Source organism: Ventrimonas sp., assembly GCF_048380235.1.
Lineage (GTDB): Bacteria > Bacillota > Clostridia > Lachnospirales > Lachnospiraceae > Brotaphodocola.
This window is the reverse complement of the sequence record NZ_DBFCCJ010000006.1, coordinates 20016-37598: the sequence shown is the minus strand read 5'-3', so window position 1 is coordinate 37598 and position 17583 is coordinate 20016. Positions and strand designations below refer to the sequence as shown.

14 protein-coding genes are annotated in these 17583 nt (G+C 49.2%); 8 read left to right on the top strand and 6 right to left on the bottom strand.

Going from position 1 to position 17583, the window contains the following annotated elements; genetic code table 11:
- Positions 1–7 precede the first annotated feature (7 nt).
- Positions 8–907, top strand: a complete 900-nt coding sequence (locus ACMP1L_RS00565; protein WP_118531613.1) for an alpha/beta hydrolase — start codon at positions 8–10, stop codon at positions 905–907.
- Between the two features lies 1 nt (position 908).
- Positions 909–1811: an alpha/beta hydrolase gene (locus ACMP1L_RS00560; RefSeq protein WP_418451635.1), complete on the top strand. Its 903-nt coding sequence runs from the start codon at positions 909–911 to the stop codon at positions 1809–1811.
- An 81-nt stretch (positions 1812–1892) separates the two neighbouring features.
- On the opposite strand, the gene nagB is transcribed toward ACMP1L_RS00560, so the two are convergent.
- Entirely contained in the window at positions 1893–2618 is a 726-nt protein-coding gene (nagB, locus tag ACMP1L_RS00555) for a glucosamine-6-phosphate deaminase (RefSeq protein ID WP_118531616.1), read from the bottom strand.
- Between the two features lie 153 nt (positions 2619–2771).
- Between nagB and nagA the strand changes: the two genes are divergently transcribed.
- Positions 2772–4073, top strand: a complete 1302-nt coding sequence (gene nagA / locus ACMP1L_RS00550) for an N-acetylglucosamine-6-phosphate deacetylase (RefSeq protein WP_418451633.1) — start codon at positions 2772–2774, stop codon at positions 4071–4073.
- Between the two features lie 112 nt (positions 4074–4185).
- On the opposite strand, the gene ACMP1L_RS00545 is transcribed toward nagA, so the two are convergent.
- Both ACMP1L_RS00545 and otnK read right to left on the bottom strand, forming a co-directional pair.
- Positions 4186–4782, bottom strand: a complete 597-nt coding sequence (locus tag ACMP1L_RS00545) for a class II aldolase/adducin family protein (protein WP_418451631.1) — start codon at positions 4780–4782, stop codon at positions 4186–4188.
- Positions 4783–4820: 38 nt separating this feature from the next.
- Complete coding sequence (gene otnK / locus ACMP1L_RS00540) at positions 4821–6080, bottom strand: 3-oxo-tetronate kinase (protein ID WP_418451629.1); 1260 nt, start codon at positions 6078–6080, stop codon at positions 4821–4823.
- A gap of 248 nt (positions 6081–6328) precedes the next feature.
- Here otnK and ACMP1L_RS00535 point away from each other — a divergent pair, with 248 nt between their 5' ends.
- The 4 genes from ACMP1L_RS00535 to ACMP1L_RS00520 all read left to right on the top strand — a co-directional run bounded on the left by ACMP1L_RS00535 (position 6329) and on the right by ACMP1L_RS00520 (position 12306).
- Entirely contained in the window at positions 6329–8290 is a 1962-nt protein-coding gene (locus ACMP1L_RS00535; protein WP_418451627.1) for a sigma 54-interacting transcriptional regulator, read from the top strand.
- Positions 8291–8528: 238 nt separating this feature from the next.
- Entirely contained in the window at positions 8529–9854 is a 1326-nt protein-coding gene (locus ACMP1L_RS00530) for a GntP family permease (RefSeq protein ID WP_418451625.1), read from the top strand.
- Positions 9855–9885: 31 nt separating this feature from the next.
- Positions 9886–10875, top strand: a complete 990-nt coding sequence (locus tag ACMP1L_RS00525) for a zinc-dependent alcohol dehydrogenase (RefSeq protein WP_418451623.1) — start codon at positions 9886–9888, stop codon at positions 10873–10875.
- Between the two features lie 60 nt (positions 10876–10935).
- Entirely contained in the window at positions 10936–12306 is a 1371-nt protein-coding gene (locus ACMP1L_RS00520) for an SAF domain-containing protein (RefSeq protein ID WP_418451621.1), read from the top strand.
- A gap of 92 nt (positions 12307–12398) precedes the next feature.
- Here ACMP1L_RS00520 and ACMP1L_RS00515 read toward each other — a convergent pair whose 3' ends face one another.
- Both ACMP1L_RS00515 and ACMP1L_RS00510 read right to left on the bottom strand, forming a co-directional pair.
- Complete coding sequence (locus ACMP1L_RS00515) at positions 12399–13781, bottom strand: GntP family permease (protein ID WP_418451619.1); 1383 nt, start codon at positions 13779–13781, stop codon at positions 12399–12401.
- 189 nt (positions 13782–13970) lie between these two features.
- Positions 13971–14891 carry a LysR family transcriptional regulator gene (locus ACMP1L_RS00510; RefSeq protein ID WP_118531619.1) on the bottom strand — a complete coding sequence of 307 codons (921 nt, stop codon included), beginning with the start codon at positions 14889–14891 and terminating at the stop codon, positions 13971–13973.
- A gap of 222 nt (positions 14892–15113) precedes the next feature.
- Here ACMP1L_RS00510 and ACMP1L_RS00505 point away from each other — a divergent pair, with 222 nt between their 5' ends.
- Positions 15114–16454, top strand: a complete 1341-nt coding sequence (locus tag ACMP1L_RS00505) for an enolase C-terminal domain-like protein (protein ID WP_418451618.1) — start codon at positions 15114–15116, stop codon at positions 16452–16454.
- Positions 16455–16574: 120 nt separating this feature from the next.
- Here ACMP1L_RS00505 and ACMP1L_RS00500 read toward each other — a convergent pair whose 3' ends face one another.
- A complete protein-coding gene (locus ACMP1L_RS00500) occupies positions 16575–17477 on the bottom strand; it encodes a LysR family transcriptional regulator (RefSeq protein WP_418451617.1) in 903 nt (300 codons plus the stop codon).
- Positions 17478–17583 lie beyond the last annotated feature (106 nt).

The window sequence follows — 17583 nt, the reverse complement described above, 5'->3', positions numbered from 1 at the left end:
AAGTGATATGACGAAAGAGTTGCTTCAGGAACAGCTTGAAATCCTGGATCGCACCAATATGCATAAAAACGCAGCAAAAGAACGCGTGATCCCGGAAAGCTATCTGGCTTACAAAAACCAGGTGGAACAGAAAGAGACGATGCTTGAGAGCCCGTCAACCGGTGTGCCGGTGCGGTGTGTGATCACAAAAGCAAACAATCTTGAGAAAGATGCCCCGCTGTTTATTAATCTGCACGGGGGCGGATTTGTCCATCCGCAGGATGGAGATGACGACCTGTTCTGCGCCAGGGTGGCAGCCGAAATCGGTGGAATTGTAGTGGATGTCGATTATGCGGTAACACCGGAATATGTATTTCCAACGGCGTTTGAGCAGGTCTGGGATGTGGCAGAATGGGCTTTTGCACATGCAAAAGAGCTTGGCGCAGACTCGAACCGGATTTCCATCGGCGGTCACAGCGCTGGAGGTGCGCTGACTGCAGCTATCTGCTTGCGTGCAGCAAAAACAGGAAACATGAAATTTGCGCTTCAGATCCTGGATTATGCGGCACTGGATAATGCAATGTCGTTTGAGCCGGGCGGAAATGAACGCAGCCGCGCGTTCTCCATGCTTTACTGCGATGGAAATGTACGTGTATTAAAGAGCCCATACTGTTCTCCGGTTTTTGCGTCCGGTGAAATGTTGAAAAATCAGCCGCGCACCTTGATCATCAACGCAGAGCATTGCCCGTTTCGGACGGTTACCGAGCGTTATGGACAGCGGCTGGCACAGGCCGGAAACGAAGTGGCATTTCGGCTTTTCCCGGGAAGTGCCCATGGATTTACCATCCGCATGACAGGAGCATGGTTAGAAGCCCAGGACCTCATCATACGGTATCTGAAAAAAGCAGAGTACAGGGAGGTAAAGTAAGATGACAGAGGAGAGAAAACAGGAAATTCTCGAAATCATAAGAAATACAAACCGGAGACCGGCACAAACCGGCAAACCGCTGTACCCGGAAGAAATTATGGCATATCCCAATCTTTGTGAAGAGATAGAAAGCATTAGCCGCACCGTGGATGGCTTTTCCTATCGCATGGATATTCTGAGGGCAAAGAACCGGGGAGAAAACTGCCCGCTGTTTATCAATATCCATGGAGGCGGATTTATTGGTCCGCACCGGGAAAACGATACTTATTTCAGTGCGTACATGGCAGATCAGATTCATGGAATTACGGTAGATCTGGACTATACCCTTTCTGATGCAGCACCATATCCGGTGGCACTCCATCAGTGCATGGATGCGCTGGATTATGTGGCAGAGCATGCAAACACGTGGGGCGCGTCGGCGAAAGATATCAGCGTTGGCGGTTACAGCGCCGGCGGCGCCCTGACAGCAGCAATGGGAATCTGCTGTGCAGAGCGCGGCGGCTTTGTGCCAAAACTTCAGATTTTGTGTTATCCTCCGCTGGAATACCGTATCCCGGATCAGTACAAGATCGATGCTTACGACCGCCAGATTGGAATGGAGCGGTGCAAGGCATTTGCAGATCTCTACTTCGATGATAAGAAAGAAAATTTTGAGGATATTCATAATTCTCCGCTTTATGCGCCGAGAGAGATTCTGGCAAAGCAGCCAAAAACCCTGATTCTGTCCGCAGGTCTCTGCAATTTCCGTTATGAAGACGAAGATTACGCGATCTGCCTGGCAGACGCAGGTGCGGAAGTTATCTTAAAACGCTTCCCGGAAGCATCCCACGGATTTATTCCGCATTTCATGGATGGCTGGAAGGAAGCAGCTGACCTGATGGTGCGGGAAATCCTGGAAAAATGAGTAAATAATTTGAGCGTAAAACAATGGACCGTGGAAGTTGCCTTTGGTAATTTCCGCGGTCCTGTTACGTTAGGGATATTGCTATAATTTACTCATCGCAGCTTCATCGGCCACGATCGTGACATCATTATGCAGCTGCAGAATGGATGCCGGAACCTGCGGAGTGATAGGTCCGCAGATGGTGGCTTTTAATGCATCGGCTTTGTCTTCGCCGCTGACTACCACCAGAATCTTCCTGGCCTTCATGATGCTTCCGATGCCCATGGTGTAGGCCTGTCTCGGAACATCGTTTTCAGACTCAAAGAAGCGCTTGTTGGCATCAATGGTGCTTTCGGTCAGGTTGACGCAGTGGGTTTCGCGGGCGAAGGAGTCTGCCGGTTCGTTGAAGCCGATGTGGCCGTTGCGGCCAAGTCCGAGAAGCTGTAAGTCTATGCCGCCGGACTGGCGGATGATTTCCTCATATGCCGCGCAGGCTTTTTCCGGGTCCGGTTCCAGACCGTTAGGCACGAAGGTGCGGGTTTTATCAATGTTGACATGGTCGAACAGGTTGGTGTTCATAAAATAGCGGTAGCTTTGCGGGTTTTCCGGGCTTAATCCCTTGTATTCATCCAGGTTGATGCTCATAACCCGGGCAAAATCCAGATCGCCCTTGTTGTACCACTCGATAAGCTGTTTGTAGGTGCCAATCGGGGAAGAGCCGGTGGCCAGGCCTAATACACAGTGCGGTTTCATGATAACCTGTGCGGAGATGATGTTAGCCGCTTTGCGGCTCATGTCCTGATAGTTTTTTGCTTTGCAGATATTCATAGTAAGTAATACCCCCTTATTATTATAAAATACCCCTTCCACCTTTAAGTATATCGGTTTTTGGCGGAAATACAATAGAAAAAACAGTTCAGCAAAAACTATTGTAATTCTGCGCAGAGTCAACTATACTACGCCCATAGGGGGTGCATACGCATGATCATTAAAAATGTAAAGGTTTACACAGAAGAACAGAAATTTGTACCTGGCGAAATCGTGGTTCTGGGAGACCGGATCACAGAGGTGCGTGCCGATGGGGAGAAGAGACAGACTGCCGCAGAAGCTCTGGAAACGGAGTCTTCAGTAAACGGATTTTCGGAAGCTGAAGAAGCGGAAGAGGTCGTGGTGGACGGGGAAGGTGCTTACGCCATTCCGGGTCTTATTGATCTGCATTTCCACGGTTGCGTGGGGGCAGATGTTTGCGATGGAACACCGGAGGCGCTGAAAAAGATTGCACAGTATGAGGCATCTGTCGGAGTTACAGCCATTGCTCCGGCTACCATGACGCTGCCGGTGGAGGAGCTGGAGCAGATATTGCAGAATGCGGCGGCTTATAAGCGGGCGCAGGACGAGCACAGGGCGGCGAATGCGGCGGCAGGCCAAAGTATGCAGAAGGCAGAACAGGAAGCAGACGGGATGCCGGAAGGAAAAGTGATATTTCCGGAGGCAGATCTTATCGGCCTGAATATGGAAGGCCCGTTCATCAGTCCGGTCAAGAAGGGTGCGCAGGATGAGAAAAACATTGTTCCCTGTAATGTGGAGATCGCAAAACGTTTCCTGAAAGCATCAGAGGGTCTGGTGAAATTCATCGGCATTGCGCCGGAGGAGAGCAGTGAGGCAGTTGCTTTTATTCAGGAAATGAAAGATTCTGTGGATATTTCCCTGGCGCATACCAATGCAGATTATGATACGGCCATGGCAGCATTCACTGCCGGGGCGAACCATGCGGTACATCTGTATAATGCCATGCCTGCCTTTACCCATCGGGCTCCGGGTGTTATTGGTGCAGTGGCAGACAGCAAACATGTGGTGGCTGAGATTATCTGTGACAACGTACACATTCATCCGGCAGTGGTGCGGGCCACCTTTACCATGATGGGAGCGGACCGGATGATCCTCATCAGTGACAGTATGCGGGCCACCGGAATGCCGGACGGTACTTACACGCTGGGCGGTCTGGATGTCAGCGTGAACGGAAACCGGGCAACCCTGGTGGATGGTGGTGCACTGGCCGGTTCCGTGACCAATCTGATGGACTGCATGCGCACGGTAGTGAAGGTCATGCAGATCCCGCTGGAAACGGCAGTGGCCTGCGCAACAGCCAACCCGGCCCGGTGCCTGGGTGTGTATGATACCTATGGTTCCATTACGGAGGGAAAAAAAGCAGATATCGTACTGCTGGATGAAGACCTGGAACTGAAAATGGTGATCAAGGACGGTCAGCTGCCATTTCTTTAAAGTAATGGTGTAAAGTGGAGCGGCTGAAATCAGCATTTCTCAAATTAAAAGAAAGAGGGAGACGACACACATTGTGTGAAGTCTCCCTTTTTTGAAGATATGCCTGGCATTTTTACCGCAATCCTGCCCGGTACAGTTCCCAGGCAATGTGTGCGCTTTCTTCCAGCTCTTCCAGGCAGTAGAAAGCATCCATGACAGATTTTCCCGGAACGACCGGCCCATGTGCTTTCAGAAGATAGCCGTCGCTGGCTGCAGCACGTTCCCGGAAAGCGGCGAAAAGTTCCGGGGTACCGGGCTTTTCGTAGGGAATCATGCCAACGGTTCCAAGCTTCATTTTCAGGTACGGGGTGTGATCCGGAATACAGTCGATCTCGTTTAAATCCGGGACAAAGCTCCAGAGGATGGAGTAGGGACTGTGGGTATGGATGACGGCCTGCACGTTTGGAGATTTTTCATATAGCGCCAGATGAAGTGGCCATTCCTTGCTTGGTTTTCTTCCGTCTATATGGGTTCCGTCGGGAAGAAGAACAGAAAAATCTTCGGCGGTCAGTGTTCCGAAGCAGGTTCCACTGGCACTGACATAGATTTTTCCATCATGTGCAAAACTCATATTGGCGGAGGAACCGGAGGTTTTTCCGCGCTCGAAAAGGCTGTGTGCGGCCCACACGGCATCTTCTAATTTTTGTTTCAGTTCTGTAGTCATTTCCATAAGTCTGAAGCCTCCTTGTGATTATTTTAGATGCAATTTTATGCCTTCTTGCGGGTCATGGAAAGAGCACGTCCGAAGAAGTCTTCCTGGCCAAAGTTGCCGCTCTTTAAGACAAGGCGGATATCCGGACGGGTGGCTGGCACCATGACCGGAACGCCCGGTGCAATGCTTTCGCCGATCTGGTAAGAGGAAAAATGAAGCCCCTTTGTGACAGCACCTGAGGTTTCACCGCCTGCGGAGATAATGCGGGTATAGCCATGATCCACAGCGCGTCTGGCCAGATCAGAGGAAGTCTGTTCCAGTAAAGCCGCAATCCGTTCGGTTCCAAGTTCCTGGTATTTGCGTACCATCTCAGGCGTATCGGAACTGTATACCAGAACAGCCTGGTGCTCACTGGTATGTTTTTCCACATAGTCCCAGACATCATCGAGGGTCTGGCTGCCGTTTAACAGAGATGGCGGATCCAGCCGGTAAGATGGCAGATTTTGCGCCTGGTACCAGGCGATCTGAGCCAGAGTCATTTTGGAACAGCTTCCTGCGATCAGGAGCGCTTTTCCTGGAACTGAGGTATCCGGGATGGATGCCGTATCCTTATGATCCGAGCTGGAAAGCAGATATTCTGCCAGTGGTTTTAAAAGACCACTTCCGCCGGAAAGAAAGGAGAGATGACCAAAGTGACGGACGATTGCTTCGCCGTCTTCGTCTGTCTCATAATCCGGGATGAGATAATATGGTCTTTCTGTCTCCTGGGGCTGAATGTCAGAAAATTTGCTGAAATCCCGACGGCAGAGCACCTGGCAGGGATATTTGCTCTGGGGACGCATCAGTTCGGCAATGCGGCAGTCCCACATCGGGGTGAGAGGATGGTCCTTCATGGGGCTTTCATCCAGCGGAACTCCGTTGACAAACAGCTTTCCGTCCGCAACTTTCCGACCGTTTACCGGAAGCGAAGGACAGAGAAGGGAATACGGTGAGTGCATCTGTTCCATCAGCGCATCGCATACCGGGCCAATGTTACCTTTTGGGGTAGAGTCGAAGGTGGAACAGTATTTGAAATAAAGGTGTGTAATGCCCTGCGCTGAAAGAAACTGTGCGGCCTTTTGGCTGTCAGCCACAGCCTGTGCAGTTTCCTGGGTCCGTGATTTTAATGCGATCACAATGGCCTGGACCGGTTTTAGATCGGCGGCACTTTCCGGAATGCCGTTATAGAGCTGAACACTCATGCCGCCTTTTACAAGAAACGAAGCCGCATCACTGGCTCCGGTAAAGTCATCTGCGATACATCCTAAAATAGCCATATGAAAATCCTCCTGCTTGTAACCAAGATTATCTGTCTGTACTATAACAATATAGCAAAATCTATGCCAGATGCAAGGTTGAAAGGCAGAGAATACTTGTGCAGGGCGTGAATGGGAGCGAAACTGCGGCAGAATGACAATAAGGGATGTGCCGCATGATAGAAAATCCGTTGACAGTATATGTTGCAATGTTGTAACATGAAAACATATTGATGCAATATGCAACATTGCGAAAGGCAGGTTTTTATATGATACGTTTACTATTTATTGTTCCATATCCGGAACTGATGGAACTGGTGAAGAAAATACTGGCGAATCATCCGGAGCGAGAGAAGGTTAAAGCGGATGTTCAGGCACTTCGGGCGGAGGAGATGCCGGATATTCAGGTAGATGAGTATGATGCGATCATTGCCCGTGGCTACAGTGCCCAGAAAACGTTGGCAAAGTATTCGGAAACGATACCGACCATCCGTGTCCATATTTCCGGTTATGATATTGTCCGGGCAATTTATGAATGTAAAGAGAAGTTTCATCCGAAAAAGATTGCGGTGTGCGGGTTTGAAGAAAATTTGTATGAGGCGGCAAATATCTGCAGGGTGCTGGGAGTGGAGTCAGAGGTTTACGCCCCTGTCCTGAATCAGGAACTGCCGCAGATATTGAAAAAAGCGGTGGAAGATGGATGTGACGCCATTGTGGGCGGTTATTCGGCTAATGTGCTTGCAAAAGGGATGGGCTTGAATTCGGTGGTGATCCGGACTGGTATGGCAGCACTCTCCCAGGCTATGGATGAGGCCATCCGCACAGTGGAACGGATCCGGCAGGAACGGATCATAGCACAGATGTATAAGACGATTATTTATACTTCCGATGCGGGACTTTTGTATGTAGACCGCGGAGGAATCATCCGTGTGCGCAATCGGGTAGCCAGGCAGATGAACGGAAATAACAGTATGATGCAGAAACCGCTGGTGGAGGCAGTTCCGTGGCTGACAGCGTTGTATGATCATGTAATGAAAACAGAAAAGGCCGATATACGGCTGATTATTGTACCCGGCACAAAGATGACAGTATCCGTGAAATGTTCACCGGTGATTGCCAATAATGAAATTTCAGGCGCAGTATTCAATCTGACTGATGTGACGCAGATTCAGGAACTGGAGGGGCAGATCCGCCGCAAGCTCAGTGACCGGGGATTAAAGGCCCGCTATACCTTTGATGACATCCTTCATCAGAGCAAAATTATTGATCGGGCCATTGAAGTGGCAAAGCGCTATGCGGCATCGGATTCCAATATTATCATCGTAGGCGAGACCGGAACAGGAAAAGAACTCTTTGCCCAGAGCATTCACAATGCAAGCAGCCGGAAAAACGGTCCTTTTGTGGCAATTAACTGCGCGGCATTGCCGGAAAACCTGCTGGAGAGTGAACTCTTTGGTTATGTGGAAGGTGCTTTTACCGGAACCAGCAAGGGCGGAAAAATGGGACTTTTTGAGCAGGCCCACGGCGGCACCCTGTTTCTGGATGAGGTGGGGGAAATTTCTATGTCGATCCAAACCAAGCTTCTGCGTGTCCTGCAGGAGCGGCAGGTGAGAAGAATCGGCGATGACAAGGTGATAAATATTGACGTCCGGATTATTTCGGCAACCAATAAGAGTATCCAGAAGCTGGCGGAAAATGGGGAATTCCGGCGGGATCTGGTATACCGACTGGATGTCCTGCGCTTGTTTCTGCCGCCGCTTCGCGAACGGGAGGGAGATGTAGAACTGTTGTTTTTAAATCAGCTGGCTGCCATGAAGCAGGAAATGAACGGAGAAGCGTTAAATATCGGGGAAGGAGTATTTCCTTTGCTGCGGCAGTATCCGTTTATGGGAAATATCCGGGAGCTGCGCAATATTGCAGAGCGCGTTTATGTTCTTCATGAGGGCAGTGTGATTACCCTTGAGGATATGAAGGAGGCGCTGTATCCAACGGATCTGCCGGGAAACGATTCCGGGACAGCAGGTTCATTGCTGTCCGGGCGGGCAGCGCCATTTTCTGATTCAGAATTCAAAAATGAGTCAAAACAGGATTCCGGTCTGCCGGGTGAGGAGGAACGGATTTGTCAGGCGCTGCATTTAAGTGGCGGAAATAAGGGAAAAGCGGCAAAATTACTGGGAATTGATCGTTCTACCCTGTGGAGGAGAATGAAAAAATATGGCCTGGAGAACTGATTGCGGAATATCGGGGAATATTCCGTCACAATTGTTGCGATAAAACGTTGCGATTGTTGCGTATTGAAATAAATATGCAATATATGCAACAAAGCGGTAAATGAAAGAAATGGAAAAACTGCACAGCTAAAATAAAATTTTTAGCAGATTTTCCGTCGTTTTTGAAAGTGAAGATTAAAGTTGGCACAGTTTGTGCTTCTAAAATTGGCATAACAAACTACTTAAGGGGGTTAAGCTTATGTCAACATCGTATGTACTTATTGTTTTTGCAATCGCCATTGTTTTGATGATCTTTTTGATCTCTAAATGTAAGGTGAATGCAGCAATCGGTATCCTGATCGCAGCGTTGGTTCTGGCCATTGCGCTGAAGACTCCGTGGCAGGATATTGAGGGCACGATCAACGGTGGCTTTTCCGGTACGATTAAAAGTGTAGCTATCGTTATTTTCCTCGGATGCGCCATGGGTACCGTATTGGAGAAGACCGGTGCCGCAGTCCGCATCACAAAGTGGGCTATTGACCTGGTTGGTGAGAAGAATATCATCTGGGCCATCGCACTGAGTTCTGCAATTCTTGGTATTCCGATTTTTGCAGATACCGTAGTAATCCTGCTGATTCCAATCGTATCTTTACTGGCTGTAAAATCTAAAAAGTCCATGATGAGTTTTGGTACGGCGCTTTACATTGGTGCACTGGTAACAGCATCCCTGGTGCCGCCGACACCTGGACCGGTTTCGGCAGCAGCACTGTTAAACGTACCGTTAGGTCAGGCAATTCTCTGGGGTGTAGTTGTAGCAGTTCCGAGTGTTATCGCAGCTGTATTTTACTGTAAGACGTTAAAAACTCCGGTAGCACCGAAAGAAGAATTCCTGAAAGCAGCAGAAGAAAGCCAGAATGCGGAACTTCCGTCTCTGGGAAGATCCCTTCTTCCAATTTTACTTCCATTAGTACTGATTCTGTTAAACACTGTGACATCTGTTATGATTCCGGAAACACCGGTTGCTAACTTTATGGCATTTATCGGAAGTCCGCTGGCTGCACTGTTTAGTGGATGTATTGCTTCCCTGCTTTTATGCGGCAAAGAGTGGAAGACCAAAAAAGTTTTAAATGACTGGGTAAACGAAGGCATCACCGCAGCAGCTATGCCGATTATTGTAACTGGTATGGGCGGCGCACTGGCAGTATTTGTAAAGAACGCAGGCGTTGCAGACAAGATCGCAGAGATCGTTATGCAGTCTTCTTTCCCGGCAATCCTGATCCCGATCATCATTGCAGCACTGATCCATGTTGTAACTGGCTCCAACGCCCTTGGTGTTATGACTGCCGCAGCACTGGTTGAACCGATGCTTGCTACTTTGGGTATCTCCCCGGTTGCAGCATTCCTGGCATGCGGTACCGGCGCTCTGATGTTTAAGCATGCAAACTCTTCTGGTTTCTGGGTAACTGTTTCCATGTCTAACATGGATGTAAACCAGGGTATCCGCGGCGTTGGCGGAGCATCTACAATAGCTGGTCTTACTGGTGCGATTGTGACCTGCATTTTAGTTGCATTGCATGTAATTTAATCTAAAAAGAAGACGAAAAGGAGAGAAAGTTATGGAAAAGTTCGTGACAAGAGCAGCAAGATTAAATAAAGCATATGATATTGAGCTGATTGAACGGGAACTCGAATGCGGCGAAGATGATATCATCGTGAAAAATCATATGATGGGTATCTGCGGATCTGATAAAAGCTTTTACCGCGGATTCATGCCGCCGCAGACCGCAGAGTTCCGCCAGCCGCCGGAATTTCCGTTCCTGTTAGGTCATGAGAGCGGAGGTACCGTTGTGGCTGTGGGAAGCCGCGTCAGCGATTATAAGGTCGGCGATCAGGTTATGGCATTTGGCTGGAACAATAACTTCGCAGATTATTTCAAATCCAAGGCATTCCAGCTGCAGCCGGTACCGGAAGGGCTGGATATGGATATTGCTGCTCTTGGTGAGCCGACTGCCTGTGCCATGTATTCCGGCTTAAATACCGGAGTTCAGCTGGGTGATACCGTGGTAGTCATGGGCGGCGGATATGCCGGACAGATCATTGCCCAGTGCTCAAAATTAAAAGGTGCTTATCAGGTCATTGTGGTAGATGTGCTGGAGGGTAAATTAAATCTGGCAAAATCTCTTGGTGCTGATGTTGTCATCAACTCCAAAGAGGAAGATCCGGTAGCGAAGGTGAAGGCTCTGACCGGCGGAAAAGGTGCGGATGTAGTCGTGGAAGCAGCCGGAACAGCAGAGTCTTTCAATGCGGCAAGTGCTATGATCAAGCATAATGGAAAATTTGTATTTTACAGCTGGGTTACAACTCCGATCACGTTAAATATCAGCCGCTGGCATGATGATGGTCTTGAGTTTGTGAATACCTGCCTGGTTCATCATACCTGGCAGCAGCGTTATGTATGGGTTCCGGAGACCATGCGGCCGATCATCCAGGGAAGTGTTAAGATCAAACCGCTCATTACCAATGAATTCAAACTGGCAGACATCAAGGCAGGATTTGATCTGGCAGATAAGGATGATGCAGCAATTAAGATTGTCTTCCGCCCATAAGCAGTCTGTGCAGCAACAGGTCTTTCATTAAGAAAAATAGAGGACAAGGAGTGATGTGTTGTGGATTACACGAATTTATTAAAGGATAAGAGTGGAAAAGTATCAAAGGTTGGTATTGTCGGAGCAACCAAGGGATATGGATATACCCTGCTGGCACAGATTCCGAAGGTAGCCCATATGGAACTGCGGGTCATCTGCTCTCGTCATCTGGAAGAGTGTGAAGAAGTATTAAAAGAAACCGGCTTTGGAGATAAACAGATCATTGCCTGTGCCAATATTGATGAGATTAATGCGGCTCCGGAAGATGCAGTCCTGATCGTGAGTGATTACCGCCTTGTGATGGAATGCGGAATCACCGCTCTGGTTGAGTGCACCGGTAATACCAAAGTCAGCTCTGATGCTGCGATTTCTGCCCTGAAAAGAGGTATTAATGTTTATATGGTTTCCAAGGAGACGGACAGTGTCTGCGGACCGCTCTTAAACCAGATTGCGGCAGAGCACGGCGCTGTGTATTCCCTGGTAAATGGCGACCAGCCGAGAAATCTTCTGGATCTGTGGTCCTGGGCAAAGCTTCTGGGCCTGGAAATCGTGGCAGCCGGAAAATCCAGTGAGTATGATTTTGTATGGGACCGCGAGACGGGCGAGTTTACCTATCTGGATGGTAATGCATCCCCTGAGCAGCTGCCGGAGATGATGAACTGCTGGTATTATGAAGGAACCAAAACTCTGGAAGAGAGAAGTCGTCTGTTAGAGAAATACCGTGAAGTCATTTCTGCAGATCTCTGCGAAATGAACCTGGTATCCAATGTAACCGGAATGGTTCCGTCCTCCCCGTTCTTAAGCTACCCGATCGCTAAAGCAAGCGAACTGGCTAACATCTTCATTCCGAAGGAAGACGGCGGTATCCTGGACAAGCCGGGCGTTGTCGATGTCTTCTATAACCTCAGAGGCAAGGATGAGGCAAGCTTCTGTGGAGGAGAGTTTATCGTTGTAAAATGTGAGAATGAGAAGATGTGGGATATCTTAAAGGGCAAGGGTCATGTGATGAGCAAGAACGGCAAGTACTGCTGTATCTACTATCCATATCACTATATGGGACTGGAAACCCCAATCTCCATCCTGCTTGGTGATTTGATGGGAATCGGAACTCATGATGAGTGCCGCCAGGTTTCCGTGATGGCCGGTGTGGCACAGCGTGATCTGCCGAAGGGAACTGTTCTGAAAGTAGAGGGACATCATCATTCCATCGACGGTCTGACTCCGGAACTGTTAGAGTTAAAAGCAACAGGAAATGCAGCTCCGTTCTATCTGCTGAATGGTTCTGTTCTTCTGAATGATGTGAAAAAGGGACAGCCCGTGACCACAGACGATGTAGATCTGTCTGGATTGGAGACTTACCAGCACTATAAGAAAGGCCTGGAACTGAAGTAAGAAAAATCTGAAAATCAAGTGAAAGCAAAAAGAGAGAAACCGGAACGATATTATCGGACGGGTTTCTCTCTTTTTTAATATAAAGCAATATTTTATTTCCAGATCATATTTAAGATCAGCAGCTCTACGATACCGACACCTGTCATGACGAAGGATACGGCTGTCTTACAGCGGAGCTGGTCTTTGATCTCGGTTAAGCCGAACATACCGTTGAACACCCAGAAGCCACTGTCGTTGAAGTAGCTGAATGCGATAGCGCCGATACAGGAAGCCTGTGCCAGCAGAACCGGATTTAAGCCCAGGGTGGCAATGAGCGGAGCAGTCAAGGATGCTGAGGTGGTGATCGCTACGGTTGCGGAACCAAGAGCCAGACGCATCAGGGCACCGATCAGGACCGGGATCAGGATAGCCGGGATCGGCCAGGAAACTACGGTAGCACCGAGTACATCGCCGATACCGCTGACTTTGATGATGTTTCCGAGAGCGCCGCCCGCACCGGTGATCAGCATGATCATACCGGTATCCTTGATGCTGTCGCCCATGATGTTCATCAGCTTATCTTTCGGGATATCCTTACCGATGCCGTAAACAGCGATGGTGGTACCAAGAGCCAGGGCTACAATCGGGGAACCTACCAGGGTAATAATGCTGTAAATGAAGCTTTCTTTGTCAACACCTGCGAAATCGCAAACGGTTTTGCTCAGAATGAGTACCAGCGGGATCAGAATCGGAGCAAGGGACTCGCCCAGGCCCGGAAGCTTTTTGCTGCCCATGATCTCATCTAACTGATCCATGGATTTTAAGTATTCTTTCTTGAATTCCTTGCGGTCGTAGGTACCGTCCTCGCGCGGGATCTGGTAGATCTTCTTGCCGATCCAGTGTGCATACAGCAGAGCTGCAATGAGGATCGGAACAGACATCAGGGCACCTGCGATGATCATCTGGCCAACATCTACGCCCATCATTCCGGCAGCGGTTAACGGACCCGGAGTCGGCGGAACCATTACGTGGGTACACTGCAGGCCGCAGGCCAGAGCCAGAGCCAGAGCGATAACGGATTTACCGGTTACGCGGGACATTGCCTTACATAACGGTGCGAAAATTACGATTGCGGAATCTGCGAAAACCGGGATGGATACCAGCCATCCGGTGATACCAAGGGCAAGCTCCTCTTTGCCGCTTCCGATTTTCTTGATGAAGGAGTAAGCCATACGCTCTGCAGCGCCGGTCTTTTCGAGGATACCGCCCATCATAACGCCGAGGCCGATGATGATACCGGTACTTTTTAAGGTGTTTCCGAAGCCATCCTGGATTGCGGTAATGGCATCAGACGGGGACATTTTGCCGATCAGACCTGTGATCAGTGCAGCAAGCAGCAGCGCGATGAAGGTGTGGGTTTTGGTCTTCATAACCAGGAAGATCATGATCGCGATGCCTAAGAACAGGCCAAGCAGCATCTGGGTTTCATGTGACATATTTCATACCTCTTTCTGTAGTGTGCTCACTTCGTATGCATCAAATATGGGGGGATGCATTCGCAAAGCCGCTGTTGCAAGGCTGTGAACGAAGTGATAAAATTATGACAAGAGGCATTATAGCGAAAATTGATACATAAGTAAAATTAACTGTACTTAGCCAACTCTTAAAATAATTAATATTTGTTCTTAAAATAATGGCGCTGAGTTTTCCCAGTATTCCCGTGCGAGCCGAATGAATTCCCGTGCACCGGAGTTTAAGTAACCATTTTTCTGGCAGGAAATGACAATTTCCCAGGAAGGACGTTCCGGCAGGGAAAAGCAGGCAACGCCTTCGGTGAGTCCCAGCGTATAATACCGCGGAATGATACCGCAGCACAGAGTAGACTGCACCATGGCGGCAATACCGCTGGTATTGTTGGTTTCAAACAGAATATTTGGGGCGAAACCGGCTTTCTCAAACAGCAGATCGCAGGAGGAACGAAGTGTGGAGGTCTTGTCCATCAGCACAAAGGGCTCATAGCGCAGCTCGGTCAGGTCCAGGGTTGTCAGTGGTTCGCCGGAAGGTGCAGCTTTTGCTGCCAGCGGATGCCCGCTTGGGATGATCAGTACCAGCTCCTCCTGCTTTAGCGGATAGTAGGTATCGCTAGTCTGATCCTTTTGCGTGAGGGTCATAAGACCCACATCAATATCCCCTTTGGCAATGGCATCCTGCTGGGCCCGGACCCGCATCTCAATAGGGCGCACATCCAGGTTCGGAAAGCTGCGGTGCAGTTCCGGGTAAATGGACGTGAACATGCGAAGTCCCCGTCCCGGTGTCAGGCCGATAGTCAGATGGCCTTTGCGGGCGCTGACAACATCGTAGATTCTGTTGTATGTGGTATTTTTAATCTGAAGAGCAGCTTTTGCACCCTCGATATAAATTTCCCCGGCTTCTGTCAGGCGCCAGTTGGTGCGGGAACGGTGAAACAGAGGTGTGCCAAGTTCTTTTTCCAGCTTTAAAAGCTGCTGGTTTAAGGCAGACTGGGTGATGAACAGTTTTTCCGCAGCCTTGGTGATGTTGTTCTCCTCTGCGATTTTTAATATGTATTCGATTTGTTTGGTATCCATGTAAACCTCCCATGAACAAATGCGGTTGTATGTGTTTCTTCTATAAATAAAGCACATTTGATTATAACAGTTTCTAAACAGAAAATAAATAAGAAAAATTATTAAGAGAAATATAAAAACTATTAATTTTACTTATTTGCATGAAGGTGCTATGATAGCATCAGTAAGAGATACAAAGAACTTCAAAATATCATTTATATATTATTTAAGGAGGGTATTCAAATGAACGCAATTCCTACAATTACCAAGATGGAAGTTTTCCCGGTTGCAGGACATGACTGCATGGAGCTGAACTTAAGTGGTGCGCACGCTCCGTACTTCACCCGTAACATCGTGATCCTGACCGACAGCACCGGTAACGAGGGTATCGGTGAGGTTCCGGGCGGTGAGAAGATCACTGCTGCATTAGAGCAGATTAAAGATCTCGTAATCGGTTCCAGCATCGGTGATTACAAGCAGACCTTAAACAAGATCCGCGCATGGCTGTCTGCAAACATCAAAGATGACAAGCGTGGTCTTCAGACCTTCGACCTGCGTGTAGGCGTACATGTAGTTACCGCAGTAGAGGCTCCGCTTCTTGACCTGCTTGGCAAGTTCTTAAATGTTCCGGCTGCTGCCCTGATGGGTGACGGAATCCAGCGTGAGAAGGTTCAGTTCCTGTCCTATCTTTTCTATGTTGGAGACCGTAAGAAAACCGATCTTGAGTACGAGGAAGAGCCGGATGCAGAGTGCGACTGGTACCGTCTGCGTCACGAGGAGGCTATGACTCCGGAAGCAATCGTGGCACTGGCAAAGGCTACCAATGAGAAATACGGCTTTGTAGATTTCAAACTGAAGGGCGGCGTTCTGGCTCCGAAGGAAGAGGTAAAGGCTGTTACCGCAATCAAGGAAGCATTCCCGGAGGCACGTGTAGACCTTGACCCGAACGGCTGCTGGAGCTTAAAAGAGGCTCTGGAAGTTGCTCCGGACTTAAAGAAGGTTCTGGCATACTGTGAGGATCCGTGTGGCGCAGAGGATGGCTTCTCCGGCCGTGAGGTTATGGCTGAGTTCAGAAAAGCAACTATGATGCCGACCGCTACCAACATGATCAACACTGACTGGCGTCAGATGTGCCATGCAATCGCTCTGCAGAGCGTAGATATCCCGTTAGCAGATCCGCACTTCTGGACCATGGAAGGTTCTGTACGTGTAGGCCAGCTGTGCAACGACTTCGGTCTGATGTGGGGCTGCCATTCCAATAACCACTTCGATATCTCCCTGGCTATGGTTGTACAGTGTGCAGCTGCAATCCCGGGCAAGATGAACGGTATCGATACTCACTGGATCTGGCAGGAGGGCCGTGAGCGCCTGACCAAAGAGCCGATGCAGATCGTAGGCGGATGCATCGAGCTGCCGAAGAAGCCGGGTCTTGGTGTAGAGGTTGATCGCGACCAGATCATGAAGGCTCATCAGCTTTACATGGATAAGTGCTACGGCAAGGGCGCTCGTAACGACGCTGTTGGTATGCAGTACCTGATCCCGGGCTGGACCTTCGATAACAAGAAACCGTGCATGGTTCGGTAATTGAATATTTCATAATAAATAAAGAAGCCATCTTCCGACGATTGTTGGAAGATGGCTTCTTTGCAGTTGTATATAATAAAAGTATCAGAAATGATATGTCAGCTAAGTGGCGGGAGCGTGTTATTTTCTCCAGTACGCCCGGCACAACTCCAGAAAATACTGCTCTGCATGACTCAGATAGGCTCCTTTCCGACAGCACATGGTGACTTCCCAGCGCGGCTGTCCTTCCAGCCGGAAATAGACAACCCCCGGAGCTGTCTTTGCAAAAATCCGCGGCAGCAGGGCACAGCCTACCTCAGCCAGGACCATGCGGTATTTGCTGACATTGCTGCTGGTGGAAAAGAGAACCTGGGGCTGGAACCCTGCTTCGCGAAAGAGAGCCTCCTCCAGCTGGAACATGGTGGACCGGCGGGTGATCAGGATAAACGGATCCTCCAGAAAACGGGACAGACTGATCTCGGGCGCATCCTCAGCCTGTATACTTCCCAGACAGGCCAGCGGATGGGAGGCGGGAACAGCAAGAAAAATTTCTTCCTCTGCCATGGAAAGATAGGTATTGTCGTCCTTCTGGGATTCCACCAGTGTGATAAGACCAAGATCCAGCTCATTGCGTGTGATGAGATTCTGCATGGTCCGGACGTTGCACTCCACCGGCTCAATCCGGATATCCGGGAACTTCCGGTGGAATTCCGGGTAGATGGCAGTGAACATATTGACGCCGCGCTCCGGAATAAGTCCCAGGCTGATACGCCGGTTCCCGCTTTCTTTTAAATCCTGGATCTGGCTGTAGGCATCCTTTTTCAGGTTCAGGATCTGTCTTGCCGTATTTACATAAATTTCGCCCGCCGGAGTCAGGTGCCAGTCGGAGCGGGTCCGCACAAAGAGCGGGAGCCCCAGCTCCTTTTCCAACTTCTGCAGCTGCTGGTTTAAGGCGGACTGGGTGATAAAAAGTTTCTCTGCAGCTTTGGTAATGCTGCGTTCTTCACTGATCTGTATGATATATTCCATTTGTCTGGTATCCAACCGAAAACCCTCCTGTCATAAGAATGCTATGTAATACCGGAATCGTGCTTTGAAATGAATGTTAGAAAAACTAACATAAATATTATTTATATAAATTTGACTGACG